Annotated in this window: 14 protein-coding genes and 4 pseudogenes; 2 read left to right on the forward strand and 16 right to left on the reverse strand. The window is 55.8% G+C overall.

What is annotated here, in order from left to right; genetic code table 11:
• Position 1: 1 nt before the first annotated feature.
• The 6 genes and pseudogenes from pcaG to K3759_RS19130 all read right to left on the reverse strand — a co-directional run.
• Positions 2 to 601, reverse strand: a complete 600-nt coding sequence (gene pcaG / locus K3759_RS19105; RefSeq protein ID WP_259986567.1) for a protocatechuate 3,4-dioxygenase subunit alpha — start codon at positions 599 to 601, stop codon at positions 2 to 4.
• Between the two features lie 2 nt (positions 602 to 603).
• A complete protein-coding gene (gene pcaH, locus K3759_RS19110) occupies positions 604 to 1,326 on the reverse strand; it encodes a protocatechuate 3,4-dioxygenase subunit beta (protein ID WP_259986568.1) in 723 nt (240 codons plus the stop codon).
• The gene (pcaC, locus tag K3759_RS19115; protein WP_259986570.1) at positions 1,323 to 1,706 is read right to left on the reverse strand and encodes a 4-carboxymuconolactone decarboxylase; all 384 of its coding nucleotides are present in this window, start codon (positions 1,704 to 1,706) and stop codon (positions 1,323 to 1,325) included. The genes pcaH and pcaC overlap by 4 nt, the downstream gene beginning before the upstream one ends.
• A pseudogene (locus tag K3759_RS19120) lies at positions 1,703 to 3,433 on the reverse strand (bifunctional sugar phosphate isomerase/epimerase/4-hydroxyphenylpyruvate dioxygenase family protein); the annotation flags it as partial. The gene pcaC and the pseudogene K3759_RS19120, both read right to left, overlap by 4 nt.
• A 47-nt stretch (positions 3,434 to 3,480) precedes the next feature.
• On the reverse strand, positions 3,481 to 4,164 hold the full coding sequence (locus tag K3759_RS19125; protein WP_259986572.1) for an IS6 family transposase: 684 nt from the start codon (positions 4,162 to 4,164) through the stop codon (positions 3,481 to 3,483).
• Between the two features lie 177 nt (positions 4,165 to 4,341).
• Positions 4,342 to 4,878: pseudogene (locus K3759_RS19130) on the reverse strand (IS30 family transposase); the annotation flags it as partial.
• A gap of 175 nt (positions 4,879 to 5,053) precedes the next feature.
• Between K3759_RS19130 and K3759_RS19135 the strand changes: the two are divergent.
• Complete coding sequence (locus K3759_RS19135; RefSeq protein WP_259986574.1) at positions 5,054 to 5,644, forward strand: hypothetical protein; 591 nt, start codon at positions 5,054 to 5,056, stop codon at positions 5,642 to 5,644.
• An 86-nt stretch (positions 5,645 to 5,730) separates the two neighbouring features.
• Here K3759_RS19135 and K3759_RS19140 read toward each other — a convergent pair whose 3' ends face one another.
• The 6 genes from K3759_RS19140 to K3759_RS19165 form a co-directional block, all read right to left on the reverse strand.
• Positions 5,731 to 6,609 (reverse strand): IS1595 family transposase, encoded by an 879-nt coding sequence (locus K3759_RS19140; protein ID WP_259986575.1) that lies wholly within the window; start codon positions 6,607 to 6,609, stop codon positions 5,731 to 5,733.
• A gap of 64 nt (positions 6,610 to 6,673) precedes the next feature.
• A complete protein-coding gene (locus K3759_RS19145) occupies positions 6,674 to 7,600 on the reverse strand; it encodes an FAD-binding protein (protein WP_259986576.1) in 927 nt (308 codons plus the stop codon).
• Positions 7,600 to 8,358, reverse strand: a complete 759-nt coding sequence (locus K3759_RS19150; protein WP_259986577.1) for an electron transfer flavoprotein subunit beta/FixA family protein — start codon at positions 8,356 to 8,358, stop codon at positions 7,600 to 7,602. The genes K3759_RS19145 and K3759_RS19150 overlap by 1 nt, the downstream gene beginning before the upstream one ends.
• Before the next feature lie 96 nt (positions 8,359 to 8,454).
• Positions 8,455 to 9,081: a 3-oxoacid CoA-transferase subunit B gene (locus K3759_RS19155; RefSeq protein WP_259986578.1), complete on the reverse strand. Its 627-nt coding sequence runs from the start codon at positions 9,079 to 9,081 to the stop codon at positions 8,455 to 8,457.
• On the reverse strand, positions 9,081 to 9,785 hold the full coding sequence (locus tag K3759_RS19160) for a CoA transferase subunit A (protein ID WP_259986579.1): 705 nt from the start codon (positions 9,783 to 9,785) through the stop codon (positions 9,081 to 9,083). Before K3759_RS19160 ends, K3759_RS19155 begins: the two co-directional genes overlap by 1 nt.
• Positions 9,786 to 10,100: 315 nt before the next feature.
• Positions 10,101 to 10,484, reverse strand: a complete 384-nt coding sequence (locus K3759_RS19165; RefSeq protein WP_259986580.1) for a sulfatase/phosphatase domain-containing protein — start codon at positions 10,482 to 10,484, stop codon at positions 10,101 to 10,103.
• Positions 10,485 to 10,561: 77 nt separating this feature from the next.
• Between K3759_RS19165 and K3759_RS19170 the strand changes: the two genes are divergently transcribed.
• Entirely contained in the window at positions 10,562 to 11,245 is a 684-nt protein-coding gene (locus tag K3759_RS19170) for an IS6 family transposase (RefSeq protein WP_259986572.1), read from the forward strand.
• A 289-nt stretch (positions 11,246 to 11,534) separates the two neighbouring features.
• On the opposite strand, the gene K3759_RS19175 is transcribed toward K3759_RS19170, so the two are convergent.
• The 4 genes and pseudogenes from K3759_RS19175 to K3759_RS19195 all read right to left on the reverse strand — a co-directional run bounded on the left by K3759_RS19175 (position 11,535) and on the right by K3759_RS19195 (position 15,000).
• Positions 11,535 to 12,839, reverse strand: a complete 1,305-nt coding sequence (locus K3759_RS19175) for a type II toxin-antitoxin system HipA family toxin (RefSeq protein WP_259986581.1) — start codon at positions 12,837 to 12,839, stop codon at positions 11,535 to 11,537.
• A complete protein-coding gene (locus K3759_RS19180) occupies positions 12,832 to 13,170 on the reverse strand; it encodes a helix-turn-helix domain-containing protein (protein ID WP_259986582.1) in 339 nt (112 codons plus the stop codon). The genes K3759_RS19175 and K3759_RS19180 overlap by 8 nt, the downstream gene beginning before the upstream one ends.
• 253 nt (positions 13,171 to 13,423) lie before the next feature.
• Positions 13,424 to 13,806 (reverse strand): annotated as a pseudogene (locus tag K3759_RS19185) (hypothetical protein).
• 534 nt (positions 13,807 to 14,340) lie between these two features.
• Positions 14,341 to 15,000, reverse strand: a pseudogene (locus tag K3759_RS19195) (IS6 family transposase).
• Positions 15,001 to 15,209 lie beyond the last annotated feature (209 nt).

Genomic DNA, 15,209 nt, shown 5'->3' on the forward strand with positions numbered 1-15,209 from the left:
CTCATAGATCGAAGAATACGGTTTCGCCCTCGCCCTGTAGGCGAATGTCGAAGTGATAGGTATTGCCATCGGCGCGCGCGATCAGCGTCTCACGACGTAGGGGCTGCTCAATCAGGGTGAGGACTGGGTCAGCCGCGTTGGCCTCGTCCTCGTCACCGAAGTACATTCTCGTGTTGAGCCCGACATTGATGCCACGCGCTACCAGCCAGAGATTGAGGTGCGGAGCCATTGGCCGGGCATCGGGCCCCGTCACCTTGCCGGGCTTCACGGTCTCAAAGCTGAATACCCCGGTCTCGAAATCGGGCGTGACCCTCCCCCAACCGCGAAAGCCGTCTTCAACCTTGCCCTTTCCGGGATAGATGCCTGCAGCATTTGCCTGCCAGACCTCAATCAAAATGTCCTTAACCGGCGCGCCGGTGCCGTCGGTTACCGTCCCGGTGACGGTGATACGTGTGCCTGCAGCCTTCGGGCCAGCAATGTCCCGCCCCAGTTCGTGGTCGTAGATATCGAAGCCGGCGTCGCCGGGAACGAGCCCGATGTGAACATAGGGCCCAGCCGTCTGAGATGCGGTTTCTTTGAGGTAGTCGAGTGCTTGCACCAAGATTAGTTTCCTTCTGGCCGGTTTTCGAAGAAGGTCGAGCGGCGTCCCCGAAGCACGATGTCGAATTTATAGGCAATGCTATCGAGCGGCAGGGAGGCGTTTAGATCCAATGCGGCGACAAGCTGATCAACGGCGCGTTGTTCCGGAATGGATTGCACAATCGGGCATTTGGCGATGAGAGGGTCGCCCTCAAAGTACATTTGGGTGATCAGGCGCTGCGCGAAAGCGGTCCCGAATACTGAGAAATGGATATGGGCCGGCCGCCAATTGTTGACCCAGTTCCGCCATGGGTAGGCGCCGGGTTTGACGGTGCGGAAGACATAGTTTCCATTGTCATCGGTCAGCGTGCGACCGCACCCGCCAAAGTTCGGGTCAATCGGTGCGAGATAACTATCTTTCTTGTGCCGATAGCGGCCGCCTGCGTTCGCCTGCCAGATCTCGACAAGGGTGTTCGGAACCGGTCGCGCGTTTTCGTCCAGAACGCGGCCATGCACGATAATGCGCTCCCCAATAGGGTCTCCTGTTTTGGCGTAGTTCAGGATTAGATCATTGTCGATTTCTGCAATGTCGTTCTGCCCAAAGGTCGGTCCGGTTAGCTCGCTGTCCGAGTTTTGCAGCGACAAAAGCGCATGGCGCGGCGAGCGCGCGACACTGGTTTTGTAATCGGGCGTAAGGGCAGGCGGATGCCACAAGCGGTCACGTTGGATGAGGTCCCCATTACTCATGATTGTTCCTCCTCCATTTCCGCATAGGTCTGTTTAGCCAGCGCGATCGCGTGGTTCGCGGTGGGCACTCCGGCGTAGATAGCGACATGCTGGAACACCTCGATCACGTCCTGTCGCGTGGCGCCGGTATTGGCGGTCGCGCGGATATGCATCGGGATTTCGGCGAAGTTCTTGGTCGCGGCCAAGAGCGCAAGTGTGATCATGGACCGCTCTCGCCGCGTGATCGCATCAGAAGCCCAGACCGTCCCCCAGGCCGCTTCGGTAATCAGTGTCTGAAAGGCGCTGTCAAACTCCGTCCCGGCCGCCAGAGCACGGTCCACATGGGCATCTCCCAGCACCGCGCGGCGCACCTTCATTCCAGCGTCATGTTTGTCGGTCATATCTTTGGCATTCCTTTCGGGCGCATCAGGCGTTTCTGAGCGGCAATTCTAAAGGGGGCATTGGGGGCGCCGTAGCCCGCGTATCCGCCACGACGCTCGACGATTTCAAAGAACATGCCCCCTGCATAAGGACGCGAGTAGAACTGAAAGAACGCCCCTTTTGCATCCTCATCATAGAGTATGTTCCCTGCCTTCAGGGCGCTGAGCATGTCGGCATCCAGATCGAACCGCGCGACGAGGTCGGCGTAATAGTTGTCCGATATTGGCAGTGGCTCGAATCCTTTGGCCCGCATCGCGCTGCTGGTGGCAAAAATGTCTTCGCTCGCCAGTGCGATGTGCTGCACGGAGGCGCCAAAGCTATCGGCAAGGAAGTTGCCTGCCATGGTGCGATGAGTTTCTGCGCCATTAAGCGTGATGCGAAACGCGCCATCTCGAGTTTCCAAAGCTTGGCTGCGCACCAGCCCGTCGGGGTCTACCACATCGACCATCGGAGATTTTTCCATGTCGAACAGCGTGGTATAAAACAAAGACCAACTGAGCATTTCGTCATAGCTCATGGTCTGGGCAATGTGATCGATGCTTGTCAGGCCCGCATGTGTCTGCTCGGCGTCGGTCTGGTTGAACTCGACCGACCAGACATCATTCAGTCCGCTGGTTTGGTCGATGAAATGCAAGACACTGCCGCTTAGCCCGCGAATGGCCGGTATATCCAACTCACCGGGGCCAATCGGCTGATGAAAGGGCGCGGCACCAAGCGCCTTGGCACGGCTTACGGTCTCAGTCGCCGCATCGACAGAAATGCCGATGTCGCAGACGGTTGTGCCGTGGGTCGTATAGGCGCTGCTGGCATAGCCGGTGGTCTCCCGGTTCACCACGATCCGTATATCGCCTTGGGTCCAAAGGGACAGCTTTTTGGCGATATGGGTGCCGGAGAGAGTGAAGCCGAGCGTTTCGAGCAATCGCTCCAGGGTATCGGCTTCTGCGCCCCGGGCGGCGAACTCGACGAAGGACACCCCTTCGACCTTCGAGCGTTTTGGCAGAGCGGGAGTTGTCGGCGTCGTCGCTGGTTCTTCACGCCGCACGTCGTCCATCAAAGCGACTAACGATCGATAGCCGTCCTTTGCGATGGTCTTGGGGTGGCCGCCGCGGAACTGATCGTTGAAGATCTCCAGTGAAATTGGCCCCGTATACCCGGTGGCCATGACCGCCTTCATGAAGCCGGTTACATCCAGATCACCTTCCCCCGGCATATTGCGAAAGTGGCGCGACCAATAGAGCAGGTCCATGTCAATTGCCGGCGCATCGGCGAGTTGTACAAAGAAGATCTTGTCGCCGGGAATGCGGCGAATGGTTTCCGGATCAATCCTGCGCGCCAGCGTGTGAAAACTGTCGAGGATCAGGCCAACCGAGCCGTGATCGGCGCGGCGCACAATTTCCCATGCGTCCCGGTGGTCATTGACGTGCCGCCCCCACGCCAGCGCCTCATAGCCGACCCGCAGGCCGCGCTTGGCCGCCCTGTCGCCGAGCTCGTTGAAGTCCGCCGCAGACCGGTCGATGCCACCAAGAGCCTCCGGGTGGCAGCTCGAACAGATAAGAACAAGGTCTGTGCCAAGGTCTTGCATCAGGTCAAACTTGCGTTCTACCCGATCAAAAACCTTTGCCCGGTGCGGTTCTGGCAAACCTTCGAAATCTCGGAATGGCTGAAAGAGGGTGATCTCGAGGGTTCTGTCGCAAATTTTGTTGAAGTTTGAGTGCGGGGATTGGCTGGACACAATTATGCTGCGAGCGCCGCAAACTGCTGAAATGCGGTAAGGCCGTTGGCATGGATCTGCCCCTTTCGGATCATATGCGCGGTCTCGATCCCAGCCAGTGTCGCCTCGGCAGAATGGAAGGCCTTGAAGCCAAGCATCGGGCCCGTGATCCGCTTTACGAAGCGATGATCTTGTTCGATGATGTTGTTGAGGTATTTGACCTGCTGTATCTTGATGGTGTTGCATGAGCCCGTGAACTTCAGGATCACATTGACGCTTTGCAGACCCGCCAGATTAGCGCCGCTTTTGTCGATGACAACACGGTCAGGCACGCCGTTCGTGCCAATCGCGCGCTTGAAAAACCGACGGGCCGCAGCCTTGTCGCGACGCTCAGACAACATGAAATCAAGGGTTTTTCCCGTGTTGTCGACCGCCCGGTAATAGTAGGTCCATTTGCCTTTAACCTTGATGTAGGTTTCGTCCATGCGCCAAGATTCGGCGGTTGGTTTCTTGCGGGACTGCGCTTGTGCCGCCAACAGCGGCGCAAACTTAACCACCCAACGGTTCAGCGTCCCATGGTCAACATCAACGCCACGCTCCTCCATGATCTCCTCGAGATCGCGATAGGAACCAGGGTAGCGCAGATAGAAGAACACGGCGTACAAGATCGCTTCCTTTGGGAAATGTACGCCCTTGAAGTCAACCATCGCTCCGCCCCTCTCGTCCGCCACCTCTGCCGCAAAATTACTGCCGCGTCACGTGACCCGGCGAAAGTCAAAAAAGTTTGCGACAGAACCTGGATGCCTCCTCCAATTTGGTGCTTTCAACATCACCGTTATGGCACACTTTGATGCCGCTTCAGGGGTGGGGCATCCACACCATCAATGGCCGAATTCTAAGCGTTCTGAGACACGCTCAGGCCTGTGTGACAGGCTTTGAATGTCGAATATGTGGGCTCTGTTGTGCCTGCGGTAACCACGCGGCCGACGGCGGCGGCGATGCTCAGGGAGATGGCGGTAGAACTGTTCCTCGCGACCGTCTTTGGAATAGGCAAAGCGATAGATCGTCTCGTGGCTCACGCGGATCGGGTGCCGTTCGAGCCGCATCCTGCCGGCTATCTGTTCGGGCGACCAGCCAGCCTTCAAGCGGTCTTCGATGGCGGCTTTCAAATCAGGGTGAATGATCATCTTGCGATGGATCGCGCGGCGCTGCTCATATTTGTCCTGAGCGACGAGCGCGTGATACCCGTTTAGCTCAGGCAGTTCGCCGTCCGTGTACCGATTACGCTTAATGTCTCGGTAGATCGTGGAGGGGTCGCGACCCAGTCGATCCGCGATCTCTGAAATCGGCATTTTGGCTTCAAGCCACTTTGCAAGCTTGCGACGTTCGTCCAGCTTCAGGTGACAGTAGTGGGTTCCCATTCTTTATACTCCATGCAACTCTCTGTATTCGTACAGAATTTGCACTTCGTTTGTGAATCCACCCTGGGTTGGCCAAAAAACGCATAAGACTTCTTATGTAAATTCGAGTGGGGTGTATCCCCTCAGCATACGTTATCGCTCGACTCCACGCGAGGAATCGTGAGATGATTGGAGTATGCAAGCTTTTAAGATCATTATGCTATCGCTATGGCTACATCCATTCCGGTGGTTCTTCGGCGGGCTATCTGGGGCGTTTGCTTGGGATGTCGTGGGCCGTGGCTTGGTCGAACAGAGCGACTCGCTCATGTTAATCTTCGACCAATGGTGGGCCGCAGTTAAGCACTTCTTTGATCACCCGTTGGGCGAAATAATCCTTTTGGGTATTACGATCTACTTGATATGGTCTGCCGTGAGGGCGACCATAACGAAAGAGCGCGGGAAAGAACTGGAGATAGAAACAAGTTCAAGAAAAATTCAGTCTGAGTTTCGGGCTGAAATTAAAGGCATTGTCCAAGACTACAAAACAGAAATGAAAGACCTTCTCGATAATAGAATGCCTGAACATATGCTCAAGCGCGCTGATGATGCTGCAACCGATGCGGCACTTTTCAGGATGGACTTAGAGTCGAGAAATAGAGAATTTGCTGAAGCAGTCGAGCAGCTACAAGCTTGCAAGCAGGCCAATGAAGGCTTTCTCAACACTCTCAATAGACTAGACGAACTTGAGAGAAAAGTGCGCAGGATTGAAGAAAATGACAAACCTTAAAAAGGCCCGAAAGGGCAAGATTGAAGAATTCATCAAAGAACATGAGGCCGATCCAGATGGCGATCTCGACAAGCTGGATGCGCTGATCAAGCGTCCAACTCAGGGAAGCGAGAAAGCAACTCGCCCAGCATCACATCAGGGGTCGTCCGACGATTGAAGCGGTACTCGAATTCCTTGACGTAGGCCTCAAGGTACTTGGGAGACACGTTGTTGTGCGTACCCTTCAACGACCGCTTCAGATGACCAAAGAAATTCTCGATTGAGTTGGTAGTCTCACCATCTGGCCCGACATACTCGTCCTTGGAGTGGTTAACTGTCTTGTGGCTATAATGCTTGACGTTCACGGCCTTTTTGTAGGCCTTCAACTCATCTGTGTGAATTTCGGTGCCGTGCGCCACGTTATCGTTGATATGGGGCATCAAGGAGCCTCGTGTCTGATCTTCAACCACTTTGAGCATAACGTCACCGCCCCGCTCCATCATACCCATCACGACGGTCTTGCGCTTGCGCCAATCCATGCCAGTCGTCTTGCCGCCTACAAAGGTCTCATCGACCTCTACAACCTCGCCTGCGCCACCCAGAGGGGCTTCTCCATCTACATAAGCCATATGCTCACGGATCAGCTTAGCCATGCGCCATGCGGTCTTGTACGTCACGCCCAACTGGCGCTCCAATTCTTTGCCACTCACGCCATGCTTGGACGTGGTGAACAGAAATATCGCGTAGAACCAAAGCTGCAATGGTGTGCGGCTCTTTTCAAAGATGCTGCCCACCATTGGGTGGATGTGGTGACCGCACCACTGGCAGGAATAGGCTTGCTCAGAATGCAAGCGATACCACTTGGCGTCACGCTCACACTTGGGGCAGGTGTGACCCTGACCGAAACGCACGTTGAAAAGGTGCTCTAGGCAAGCCTCATCGGTTGGGAACTGCTGGAAGAACTGGCGTACATTTGTTTGTTTCATGCACTATAGATAGGATTTCGCCTACCGTATGTCAAGGGGATACCCCCCATTCGAGTTGACGTTCTTAGAGTTTCTCGATCAGTTCGGGCACGGCTGTGAACAGATCTGCGACAAGGCCGTAATCGGCGACCTGGAGGATCGGGGCCTCTTCGTCCTTGTTGATCGCGACGATGACCTTGGAGTCCTTCATCCCTGCAAGGTGCTGGATCGCACCCGAGATGCCGATGGCCACGTAAAGCTCGGGCGCGACGACCTTACCGGTCTGGCCAACCTGCCAGTCGTTCGGCGCATAGCCGGAGTCGACAGCAGCTCGGGAGGCACCGACAGCGGCTCCCAGCTTGTCGGCCAGCGTCTCGATGATGGCGAAGTCTACCTTCGAACCAACACCGCGACCACCAGAGACAACCACACCGGCTGAGGTCAGCTCGGGGCGATCGCTTGCAGCCATCGCATCCTCGACCCATTCGGACAGGCCCGGATTGGCCGCCGCAGCCACATCCGCAACAGCAGCCGAGCCACCTTCGCCCGCGGCGCCGAAGGTCGAGGTCCGGAAGGTGATGACCTTGGTGGCGTCTTTCGACTTCACGGTCTGGATCGCGTTACCGGCATAGATCGGACGCTCGAATGTGTCGGCGTCGACAACGGCGGTCACATCGGTCAGGACCATGACGTCCAGCAGGGCTGCGACGCGGGGCATGATGTTCTTCGCATCGGTCGTGGCGGGGGCCACGATATGCGAATAATCACCAGCCAGCGACACGATCAGCACCGCAACGGGTTCCGCCAGGCGGTGACCGTAAAGCGCGTCCTCGGCGACCAGCACTTTTGCGACACCGTCGATCTTGGCGGCGGCTTCGGCGGCAGCCTTGGCGGATGCACCAACGGCCAGAACCGTCACATCGCCCAGGGCTTTTGCACCGGAAATGGCCTTGGCGGTGGCGTCCTGCGCCAGTTCACCGCCGTCGATTTCAGCAAGCAGAAGAACGGCCATTACACGATCCCCTTCTCTTTGAGTTTCGCCACAAGCGTATCGACATCGGGCACCATCTCACCGGCGCTGCGCGCCTCGGGCTCGGACGTCTTGACGATTTCCAGACGCGGAGAGACATCGACGCCATAGTCATTGGCGGTCTTCTCATCCAGCGGCTTTTTCTTTGCCTTCATGATGTTCGGCAGCGACGCATAGCGCGGCTCGTTCAGGCGTAGGTCGGTGGTGATAATCGTGGGCAGTTTCACGCTGATCGTCTGCAACCCACCGTCGACCTCGCGGGTGACGATGGCGTTTTCGTCTTCGACTTTGACTTCGGAGGCAAAGGTCGCTTGGCTCCAACCCAGCAACGCCGCCAGCATCTGACCAGTTGCGTTCATGTCGTTGTCGATGGCCTGCTTGCCGACCATGACGATTTGCGGCTTCTCTTCCTCAATGATCGCTTTGAGGATCTTGGCGACGGCCAGCGGCTCGATGTCGGTGTGCACGTCATCTGCGGCAACAACCAAAATGGCGCGGTCCGCGCCCATGGCCAGTGCGGTGCGCAGCGTTTCCTGTGCTTGCTTCACACCGATCGACACGGCGACGATTTCGGTCGCGACACCGGCTTCTTTCAAGCGGATTGCCTCCTCGACGGCGATTTCGTCGAATGGGTTCATCGACAACTTTACGTTGGCGAGATCAACACCCGAACCGTCAGCCTTCACCTTGGCTTTGACGTTGTAGTCGATCACGCGCTTGACAGGTACCAGTACCTTCATTGCGCTTTTCTCCTTCTCACTTTGCGGTCGACTATTAATCGGCATCAGGGCGCTGCTCTCTTGTCAGGCAACGCGCAGCTATAGCTCGATCAAACCTCAGATTATCGTCGCCTCGGTCGCGGTGCGGAACTCTTCCTCGGTCACACCATCAGCCAGTTCTACCAGCTTCAGACCGCCTTCAACCACGTCCATCACACCCAAGTTGGTGATGATGCGGTCAACCACAGCCTGACCAGTCAGCGGCAGGGTGCATGCCTTCAGAACCTTGGACTTACCATGCTTGTTGGTGTGATCCATCACAACGACCACGCGGCCAACACCGGCCACCAGATCCATTGCGCCGCCCATGCCTTTGACCAGCTTGCCCGGGATCATCCAATTCGCCAGGTCACCGTTTTCGGCCACTTCCATCGCGCCCAAGATCGCCATGGCGATCTTGCCGCCACGGATCATCGCAAAGGATAGCGCGCTGTCGAAATAGGCCGAGTGGGGCAGTTCGGTGATGGTCTGCTTGCCTGCGTTGATCAGGTCTGCGTCCTCGTCGCCCTCATAGGGGAACGGGCCCATGCCCAGCATGCCGTTTTCCGACTGAAGCGTCACCGTGATCCCCTCGGGGATGTAGTTCGACACCAGCGTCGGAATACCGATGCCAAGGTTCACATACCAACCGTCTTGCAGTTCTTGCGCGGCGCGGGCCGCCATTTGGTGACGATCCCAAGCCATTATGCGTTCTCCCGCTTGCGGACGGTGCGCTGTTCGATGCGCTTTTCGTGCTCGCCTTTGATGATCCGGTGCACATAGATCCCCGGCAGGTGGATGTGATCGGGGTCCAGCGACCCTGCCGGCAAGATTTCTTCCACCTCAACAACGCAGATCTTACCGCAGGTTGCGGCAGGCACGTTGAAGTTGCGGGCGGTCTTGCGGAACACGAGGTTGCCAGTTTCATCGGCTTTCCACGCTTTCACGATCGCCAAATCCGCGAAGATACCCTCTTCGAGGATATAGGTCTGACCGTTGAATTCTTTGTGCTCTTTGCCTTCGGCGATCACGGTGCCTACACCAGTCTTGGTGTAGAAACCCGGAATGCCAGCGCCGCCAGCGCGCATACGTTCGGCCAGCGTGCCTTGGGGGTTGAATTCCAGCTCCAGCTCGCCCGACAGGTACTGACGCATAAATTCCGCGTTCTCACCTACATAGGACGAGATCATCTTTTTGACCTGCTTGGTCTGAAGCAGGATGCCGATACCGAAATCGTCCACACCTGCGTTGTTCGACGCAAAGGTCAGATCCTTGGTGCCTGCCTGTTTTATCGCGTCCAGCAGTAACTCGGGGATGCCACACAGGCCGAAGCCCCCAGCCGCAATCAGCATGCCATCGTGTAGCAGGCCGTCCAGTGCATGCTTGGCCGCATCATAAACTTTGGTCATCTTTCACCATGCTTCGCAAATATTTGTAGGTGACACCTATAATTTGAAGCGGTCTATTCGCTAGCGACAACGATCGATATTCGTGATAGAAAAAATGGATAACGCGGCGTCTTTGCAATCTCTATTCAAAAGGAGGAGTAACTCGAGGCTGAGATCGGTTTCCCCCACTTTCTGCCGGCGTAGAACCTCATTTCCGAATTTAGTCCTTCGGAAGATCGAGCATCAGTTCATCATGCGATGCAAACAAAAAAACACTATTAACACGAATACCTTATCCACGAATGTAGCCTCTATTCGCGGTGTCGTATCGCTGATTCAGGCCAAGGCCGTGGGCGAAAGCCTCCTGTCTCGCAACGAGACCATCTTTTGAAGCAGCCGGTGTGTCAGATGTTCTCTAACCGTCGAAGCCGCAGAGTCTTTCCATAGGTTGTTGAGCTCCAGAGGATCGTTTTCGAGATCGAACAGTTGACCCCAGTCGCCTTCCTCGAAAACGGACAGTCGCCAACGAGGTGTCACCAAACTGACCAAACCGACTTTCGCATCAGGTTCCTCGAGTACGATCATCCCGTAATCGTCGATCAGTATATCTTCATCGCCCGGTTCACCAAAAAGATTTCGACCCTGCATCCCGAAACAAGACTGCAAACCCGCCCTCCCCAGGACAGTTGCCGCGATATCAATCGTGCGGTTCTGTCGCAAACTTTTTTGACTTTCGCCGGGTCACGTGACGCGGCAGTAATTTTGCGGCAGAGGTGGCGGACGAGAGGGGCGGAGCGATGGTTGACTTCAAGGGCGTACATTTCCCAAAGGAAGCGATCTTGTACGCCGTGTTCTTCTATCTGCGCTACCCTGGTTCCTATCGCGATCTCGAGGAGATCATGGAGGAGCGTGGCGTTGATGTTGACCATGGGACGCTGAACCGTTGGGTGGTTAAGTTTGCGCCGCTGTTGGCGGCACAAGCGCAGTCCCGCAAGAAACCAACCGCCGAATCTTGGCGCATGGACGAAACCTACATCAAGGTTAAAGGCAAATGGACCTACTATTACCGGGCGGTCGACAACACGGGAAAAACCCTTGATTTCATGTTGTCTGAGCGTCGCGACAAGGCTGCGGCCCGTCGGTTTTTCAAGCGCGCGATTGGCACGAACGGCGTGCCTGACCGTGTTGTCATCGACAAAAGCGGCGCTAATCTGGCGGGTCTGCAAAGCGTCAATGTGATCCTGAAGTTCACGGGCTCATGCAACACCATCAAGATACAGCAGGTCAAATACCTCAACAACATCATCGAACAAGATCATCGCTTCGTAAAGCGGATCACGGGCCCGATGCTTGGCTTCAAGGCCTTCCATTCTGCCGAGGCGACACTGGCTGGGATCGAGACCGCGCATATGATCCGAAAGGGGCAGATCCATGCCAACGGCCTTACCGCATTTCAGCAGTTTGCGGCGCTCGCAGCATAATTGTGTCCAGCCAATCCCCGCACTCAAACTTCAACAAAATTTGCGACAGAACCAACCTGAGTGCTCATGTCAGCGCTGACAATTTGGACCACCTCTACTGGCCACCCCTGTCTCCGCCCACGCCTCCACAATACGCCGTATGAGCTCTGGTCGACTGGGAAGATCTTCTTCGACCCGGGGTCGCCCGTTTGATTTCATGATATTATCTATTTAAAGTATAATTTCTTAGTATCACATATAAGCCCAAACCTATTTGTCTTCTCCGGTCACGATAGCAGGCAATCTTGCGCTATTTGATAAGCAAATTCATGCGAAAGGTCTTTTCGATGCGGCTCACATCATAATGCTCAACACCTGCCTGCTCAGCGAACTCTTGCCACCTAGCGACCGCGCCCACGATGTTCTCAATGGCCTGGTTCGCCTTGTTGGACTTAAGCCCCACATTTGACGCAAATCTCATGAGATCGTCATGCGCAAAATCGTTCCGCTTCCCACCCATGCTCATTTGGTGGTCGCGTGTCCAGGATCCAGAAGGATTATAGGAATAGGCCACGTCGTACGCGGGAGACAGGCGCCAAGCTCCGGACCTGTCCATGAGGAAAGAGATATTCTTGACGTGGTCATCCTGGTTCCGAGCGACAACGTTAAAGACAGCGCGCTTGTATTGCTGCTCCACCACATCCATTCCGAGCCCAAGATCCCTGATCGTCATGATGGCCTGCTCGTAGGAATAAGAGGCCGGGTCATTGAAGTCGAAATGCTGCATCGCACCGAGCGATTGCATGTGGACCTTTCGCCCCCGTTCGTCCCTGTCGAACCGACGTGTCATGAAATGGCTTCGTCCGCCTTCGTGGTGAAGCCTGCATTCCGACATGTCGATGCCCGCCGCCGTCGCCATCAGGTAATATGCGTACTCGATCTTTCCGAAGCCTTGTGGATCGGCAAGCTCTTTATCTCGATTGTTGGATACGCCGTCGAACTTCAAGAGCCAGTGCTCATATCCCTCGTCGACTTTGACTTGCCCTGACCTGAACTCACCGGTGTCTCGGTTCCAGGCAAGCACCGCCTTCGCGCGCGCGCCCCCCGCCGAAGTTCCGACACTTAAAATATCCTCGAGCGCCTCTGCGTCGTCCTCGCCTCCGAGCCTGCCAGTAAGGTTCTCGCGCTCGCTTAAGACCCTGTTAGCCAGATCCACCAACTGGCCCACTTCCAGCCTTTTGGACCGGGTCGCCTTACGGACCGTTGGCTCGAACTCCAATGCCCCGATTCCGCGGTTGCCGATGTAGCAAAGCCGATCCACTGGACTGAACCGGCCCGCGCTTCGCCCCGTTTCCGCAAGCCATGCATCAATCAACCGGTTGCCGAACTTGTCCGGCAATGCGTCAGCCAACGTTCCAGGTAACCCTTTGAACGTTTCCTTTGGAAGGGCGGGAAACTCGTAGGGTGCATCCCGTACTGGCATCTTCAAAGGCGCGACCTCAATACCTGCGCCCACAAAGGCCGGATCGTATTGAAAGATGCCGAGTGCGCGCGCTTCATCCCAGCTTACGGCACCGATGCGCCGACCCCACAATACTACGCTCGCGTCAGTCATCTACGTCATCCCCCCAGGTCCATGATGTTTTTGGGGGTTGTTCCGATGCAGGACTCGCTCTCCTGCGCTCCTTCCCCTTCTGTGAGACGCGTTCAATTGGCCTGATATCTCCCTCTGGTAACACAGACAGCACCGCCTGTTCCAAATCGAGCGCAGCGGCGACGCGAAGAAAGGTGTCCAGGGTGGAAGGGTCCCCAGCCTCAAAGCGACGCAGGGTGCGTACTCCGATGCCCGCCTTCTCGGCGAGGTCAATTTGGGTTACGTTGCGCGCGAGGCGCAGACGCGCGAGACGTAGCCCGATTTCCTGTTCGATTTGTTGAGACGTCGTCATTGTTTCCCTAAAGGCCGTGAGATGCCGATTAAGCTGGATAACCTACCGTAGTCGGTCACATATGGCCTTTTGTGACTTACTTGTCAATAGGCCTCATATGGCCTCTTGTGGCAATATCTTTAGATCAAGTGGCCGTGAACGACCTTTTGACTCAAAATTTGGATGTAACACTGGTGAGTTGTTGGGGAATGGACCGAAGCAGGTGTTGTCACGCCAACTAACCGAGCTTACAAGTTGGCATGCCGACCGTTGATTAAGCGACGTTTGCTGCGGATTTCCACGCCTCGAATGCTTCGAGTCGATGGTAGCGGATGGTGAGAGCGGAACGACGGCGGGCTGGTACGGAGAAGGAATTGCGGGTTGCAGATTGCATCGAGACGAAGCGTTGTAAACTACCCGGCGATCGGAAAACCTGCATCACGCGCTCTCGTTTTCGAAAAGGGAAATGGCTGTTTTCTGCACAGTTATTGAGGCCCTTGTGGTCCAGCACCGGATCATCTCGTACGAAACGTCTACTCCACTTGCCAGCATCACCTCCTCTACCTCGCGCAGGCTCAGGCTGAACCGGACATAGAGCCATACAACATGAGCGATGATCTGAGGCGGAAACCGGTGGCGCTTGTAGGGGATGTCGATGCACCAGCAACCTCACACCCGTTAACGTGCCTCTGTGTGGGCCATGTCCGTTCTCCTTGCTTTCCAGCAAGATAGGGGATTTGTCGCAACCCACGTGTGGATGCCCCGGTTTATGTGGGTGATTGTTTCGACGTTTAGATAGCATGATCGGGTGCAGTCACGTGTCCGGCCTGTTTGTGCAGCACACTTGGCTGCTGGCCCTTATGGAGATGCGCGAACTTGGCTCCAAATCAGTTTATCGGGCTCGAAGCCGCGAAGGGTTGCACTGGTTTTTCCATGTTCGTTCTCGTCGATCCGCTTTCCTTAGTCGATCCTTTCGTCCTCACATACCTGCCGGTATCCGTGGGTCTGCCGCTAAGCGACGGCCCCGCGAATGCGATAAATCTGGCCCGTCATCAACATGGCCCAAAGCCTCCGAGCCATGCGGTTTGCCAAAGCAACAGCAACAACCATCCGAGGGCGTGTTTCAAGCATACGCGCTGGTTCAATCGCAAATTATCCTAACGATTGAAGGCGGCCGTTGTGCGAGCGCAGTTATGCTGCGAGCGCCGCAAACTTCTGGAATGCGGTGAGCCCGATGGCGTCGAGTTGCCCCTTTCGGATCATGTGTGCAGTCTCGATCCCGGCCAGTGTTGCGTAGGCCGAGTGCAAGGCCTTGAAGCCAAGCATAGGGCGCGTGATCTACGATGTTGTTGAGGTATTTGACTTGGAGGATCTTGATGGTCTTCCCTGAGTTCGTGAACTTCAGGATGACGTTGACCCATTGCAGGCCTGCCAGGTTAGCGCCGCTCTTGTCGATGACGACCCGAACTGGCACACCATTGGTGCCAATTGCCCGCTTGAAAAACCGCCGAGCTGAAGCCCGATTGCGACGTTCAGAGAGCATGAAATCAAGGGTTTTTCCTGTCTTGTCGACGGCTCGGTAATAGTAGGTCCACTTTCCTTTAACCTTAATGTACGTTTCATCCATGCGCCAAGATACGGCAGTCGGACGCTTCGTGCTTGGGCAGTCGCGGCGATCAACGGCGCATACTTTACTACCCAACGGTTCAGGGTAGTATGGTCTACCTCGACCCCGCGCCCGACCATGAGCTCCTCCAGATCACGATAGGAAACAGCATATCGCACATAGAAAAACACAGCGTATAGGATGACGGATTTGGGGTAGTGGCTGCCTTTGAAGTTAATCGTCACGAACTGAAACCCGCCCGCCTATTCAAAAGGCGGCATCTATCACAGCTTGGCGAGCAGGCCCATATTCCAAAAAGTTTGCGACAGAACCCATGTGACCGCTCCGTTTTCTGAGCTGTGAATCACGCCAGAATTGGACCGCTCTGACCCGCCAAGAGATACAGTTGCTAGAGCCATCACCAAAGGAGAAGAATCCATGTCCGGAGTTACTC

The organism is Sulfitobacter sp. W027 (assembly GCF_025143985.1).
GTDB lineage: Bacteria > Pseudomonadota > Alphaproteobacteria > Rhodobacterales > Rhodobacteraceae > Sulfitobacter.

Coding starts and splice junctions, on each gene's coding strand:
- pcaH (WP_259986568.1), bottom strand. CDS start 1,326: ATGAGTAATGGGGACCTCATCCAACGTGACCGCTTGTGGCATCCGCCT.
- pcaC (WP_259986570.1), bottom strand. CDS start 1,706: ATGACCGACAAACATGACGCTGGAATGAAGGTGCGCCGCGCGGTGCTG.
- K3759_RS19125 (WP_259986572.1), bottom strand. CDS start 4,164: ATGGTTGACTTCAAGGGCGTACATTTCCCAAAGGAAGCGATCTTGTAC.
- K3759_RS19135 (WP_259986574.1), top strand. CDS start 5,054: ATGCAAGCTTTTAAGATCATTATGCTATCGCTATGGCTACATCCATTC.
- K3759_RS19140 (WP_259986575.1), bottom strand. CDS start 6,609: ATGAAACAAACAAATGTACGCCAGTTCTTCCAGCAGTTCCCAACCGAT.
- K3759_RS19145 (WP_259986576.1), bottom strand. CDS start 7,600: ATGGCCGTTCTTCTGCTTGCTGAAATCGACGGCGGTGAACTGGCGCAG.
- K3759_RS19150 (WP_259986577.1), bottom strand. CDS start 8,358: ATGAAGGTACTGGTACCTGTCAAGCGCGTGATCGACTACAACGTCAAA.
- K3759_RS19155 (WP_259986578.1), bottom strand. CDS start 9,081: ATGGCTTGGGATCGTCACCAAATGGCGGCCCGCGCCGCGCAAGAACTG.
- K3759_RS19160 (WP_259986579.1), bottom strand. CDS start 9,785: ATGACCAAAGTTTATGATGCGGCCAAGCATGCACTGGACGGCCTGCTA.
- K3759_RS19170 (WP_259986572.1), top strand. CDS start 10,562: ATGGTTGACTTCAAGGGCGTACATTTCCCAAAGGAAGCGATCTTGTAC.
- K3759_RS19175 (WP_259986581.1), bottom strand. CDS start 12,839: ATGACTGACGCGAGCGTAGTATTGTGGGGTCGGCGCATCGGTGCCGTA.
- K3759_RS19180 (WP_259986582.1), bottom strand. CDS start 13,170: ATGACGACGTCTCAACAAATCGAACAGGAAATCGGGCTACGTCTCGCG.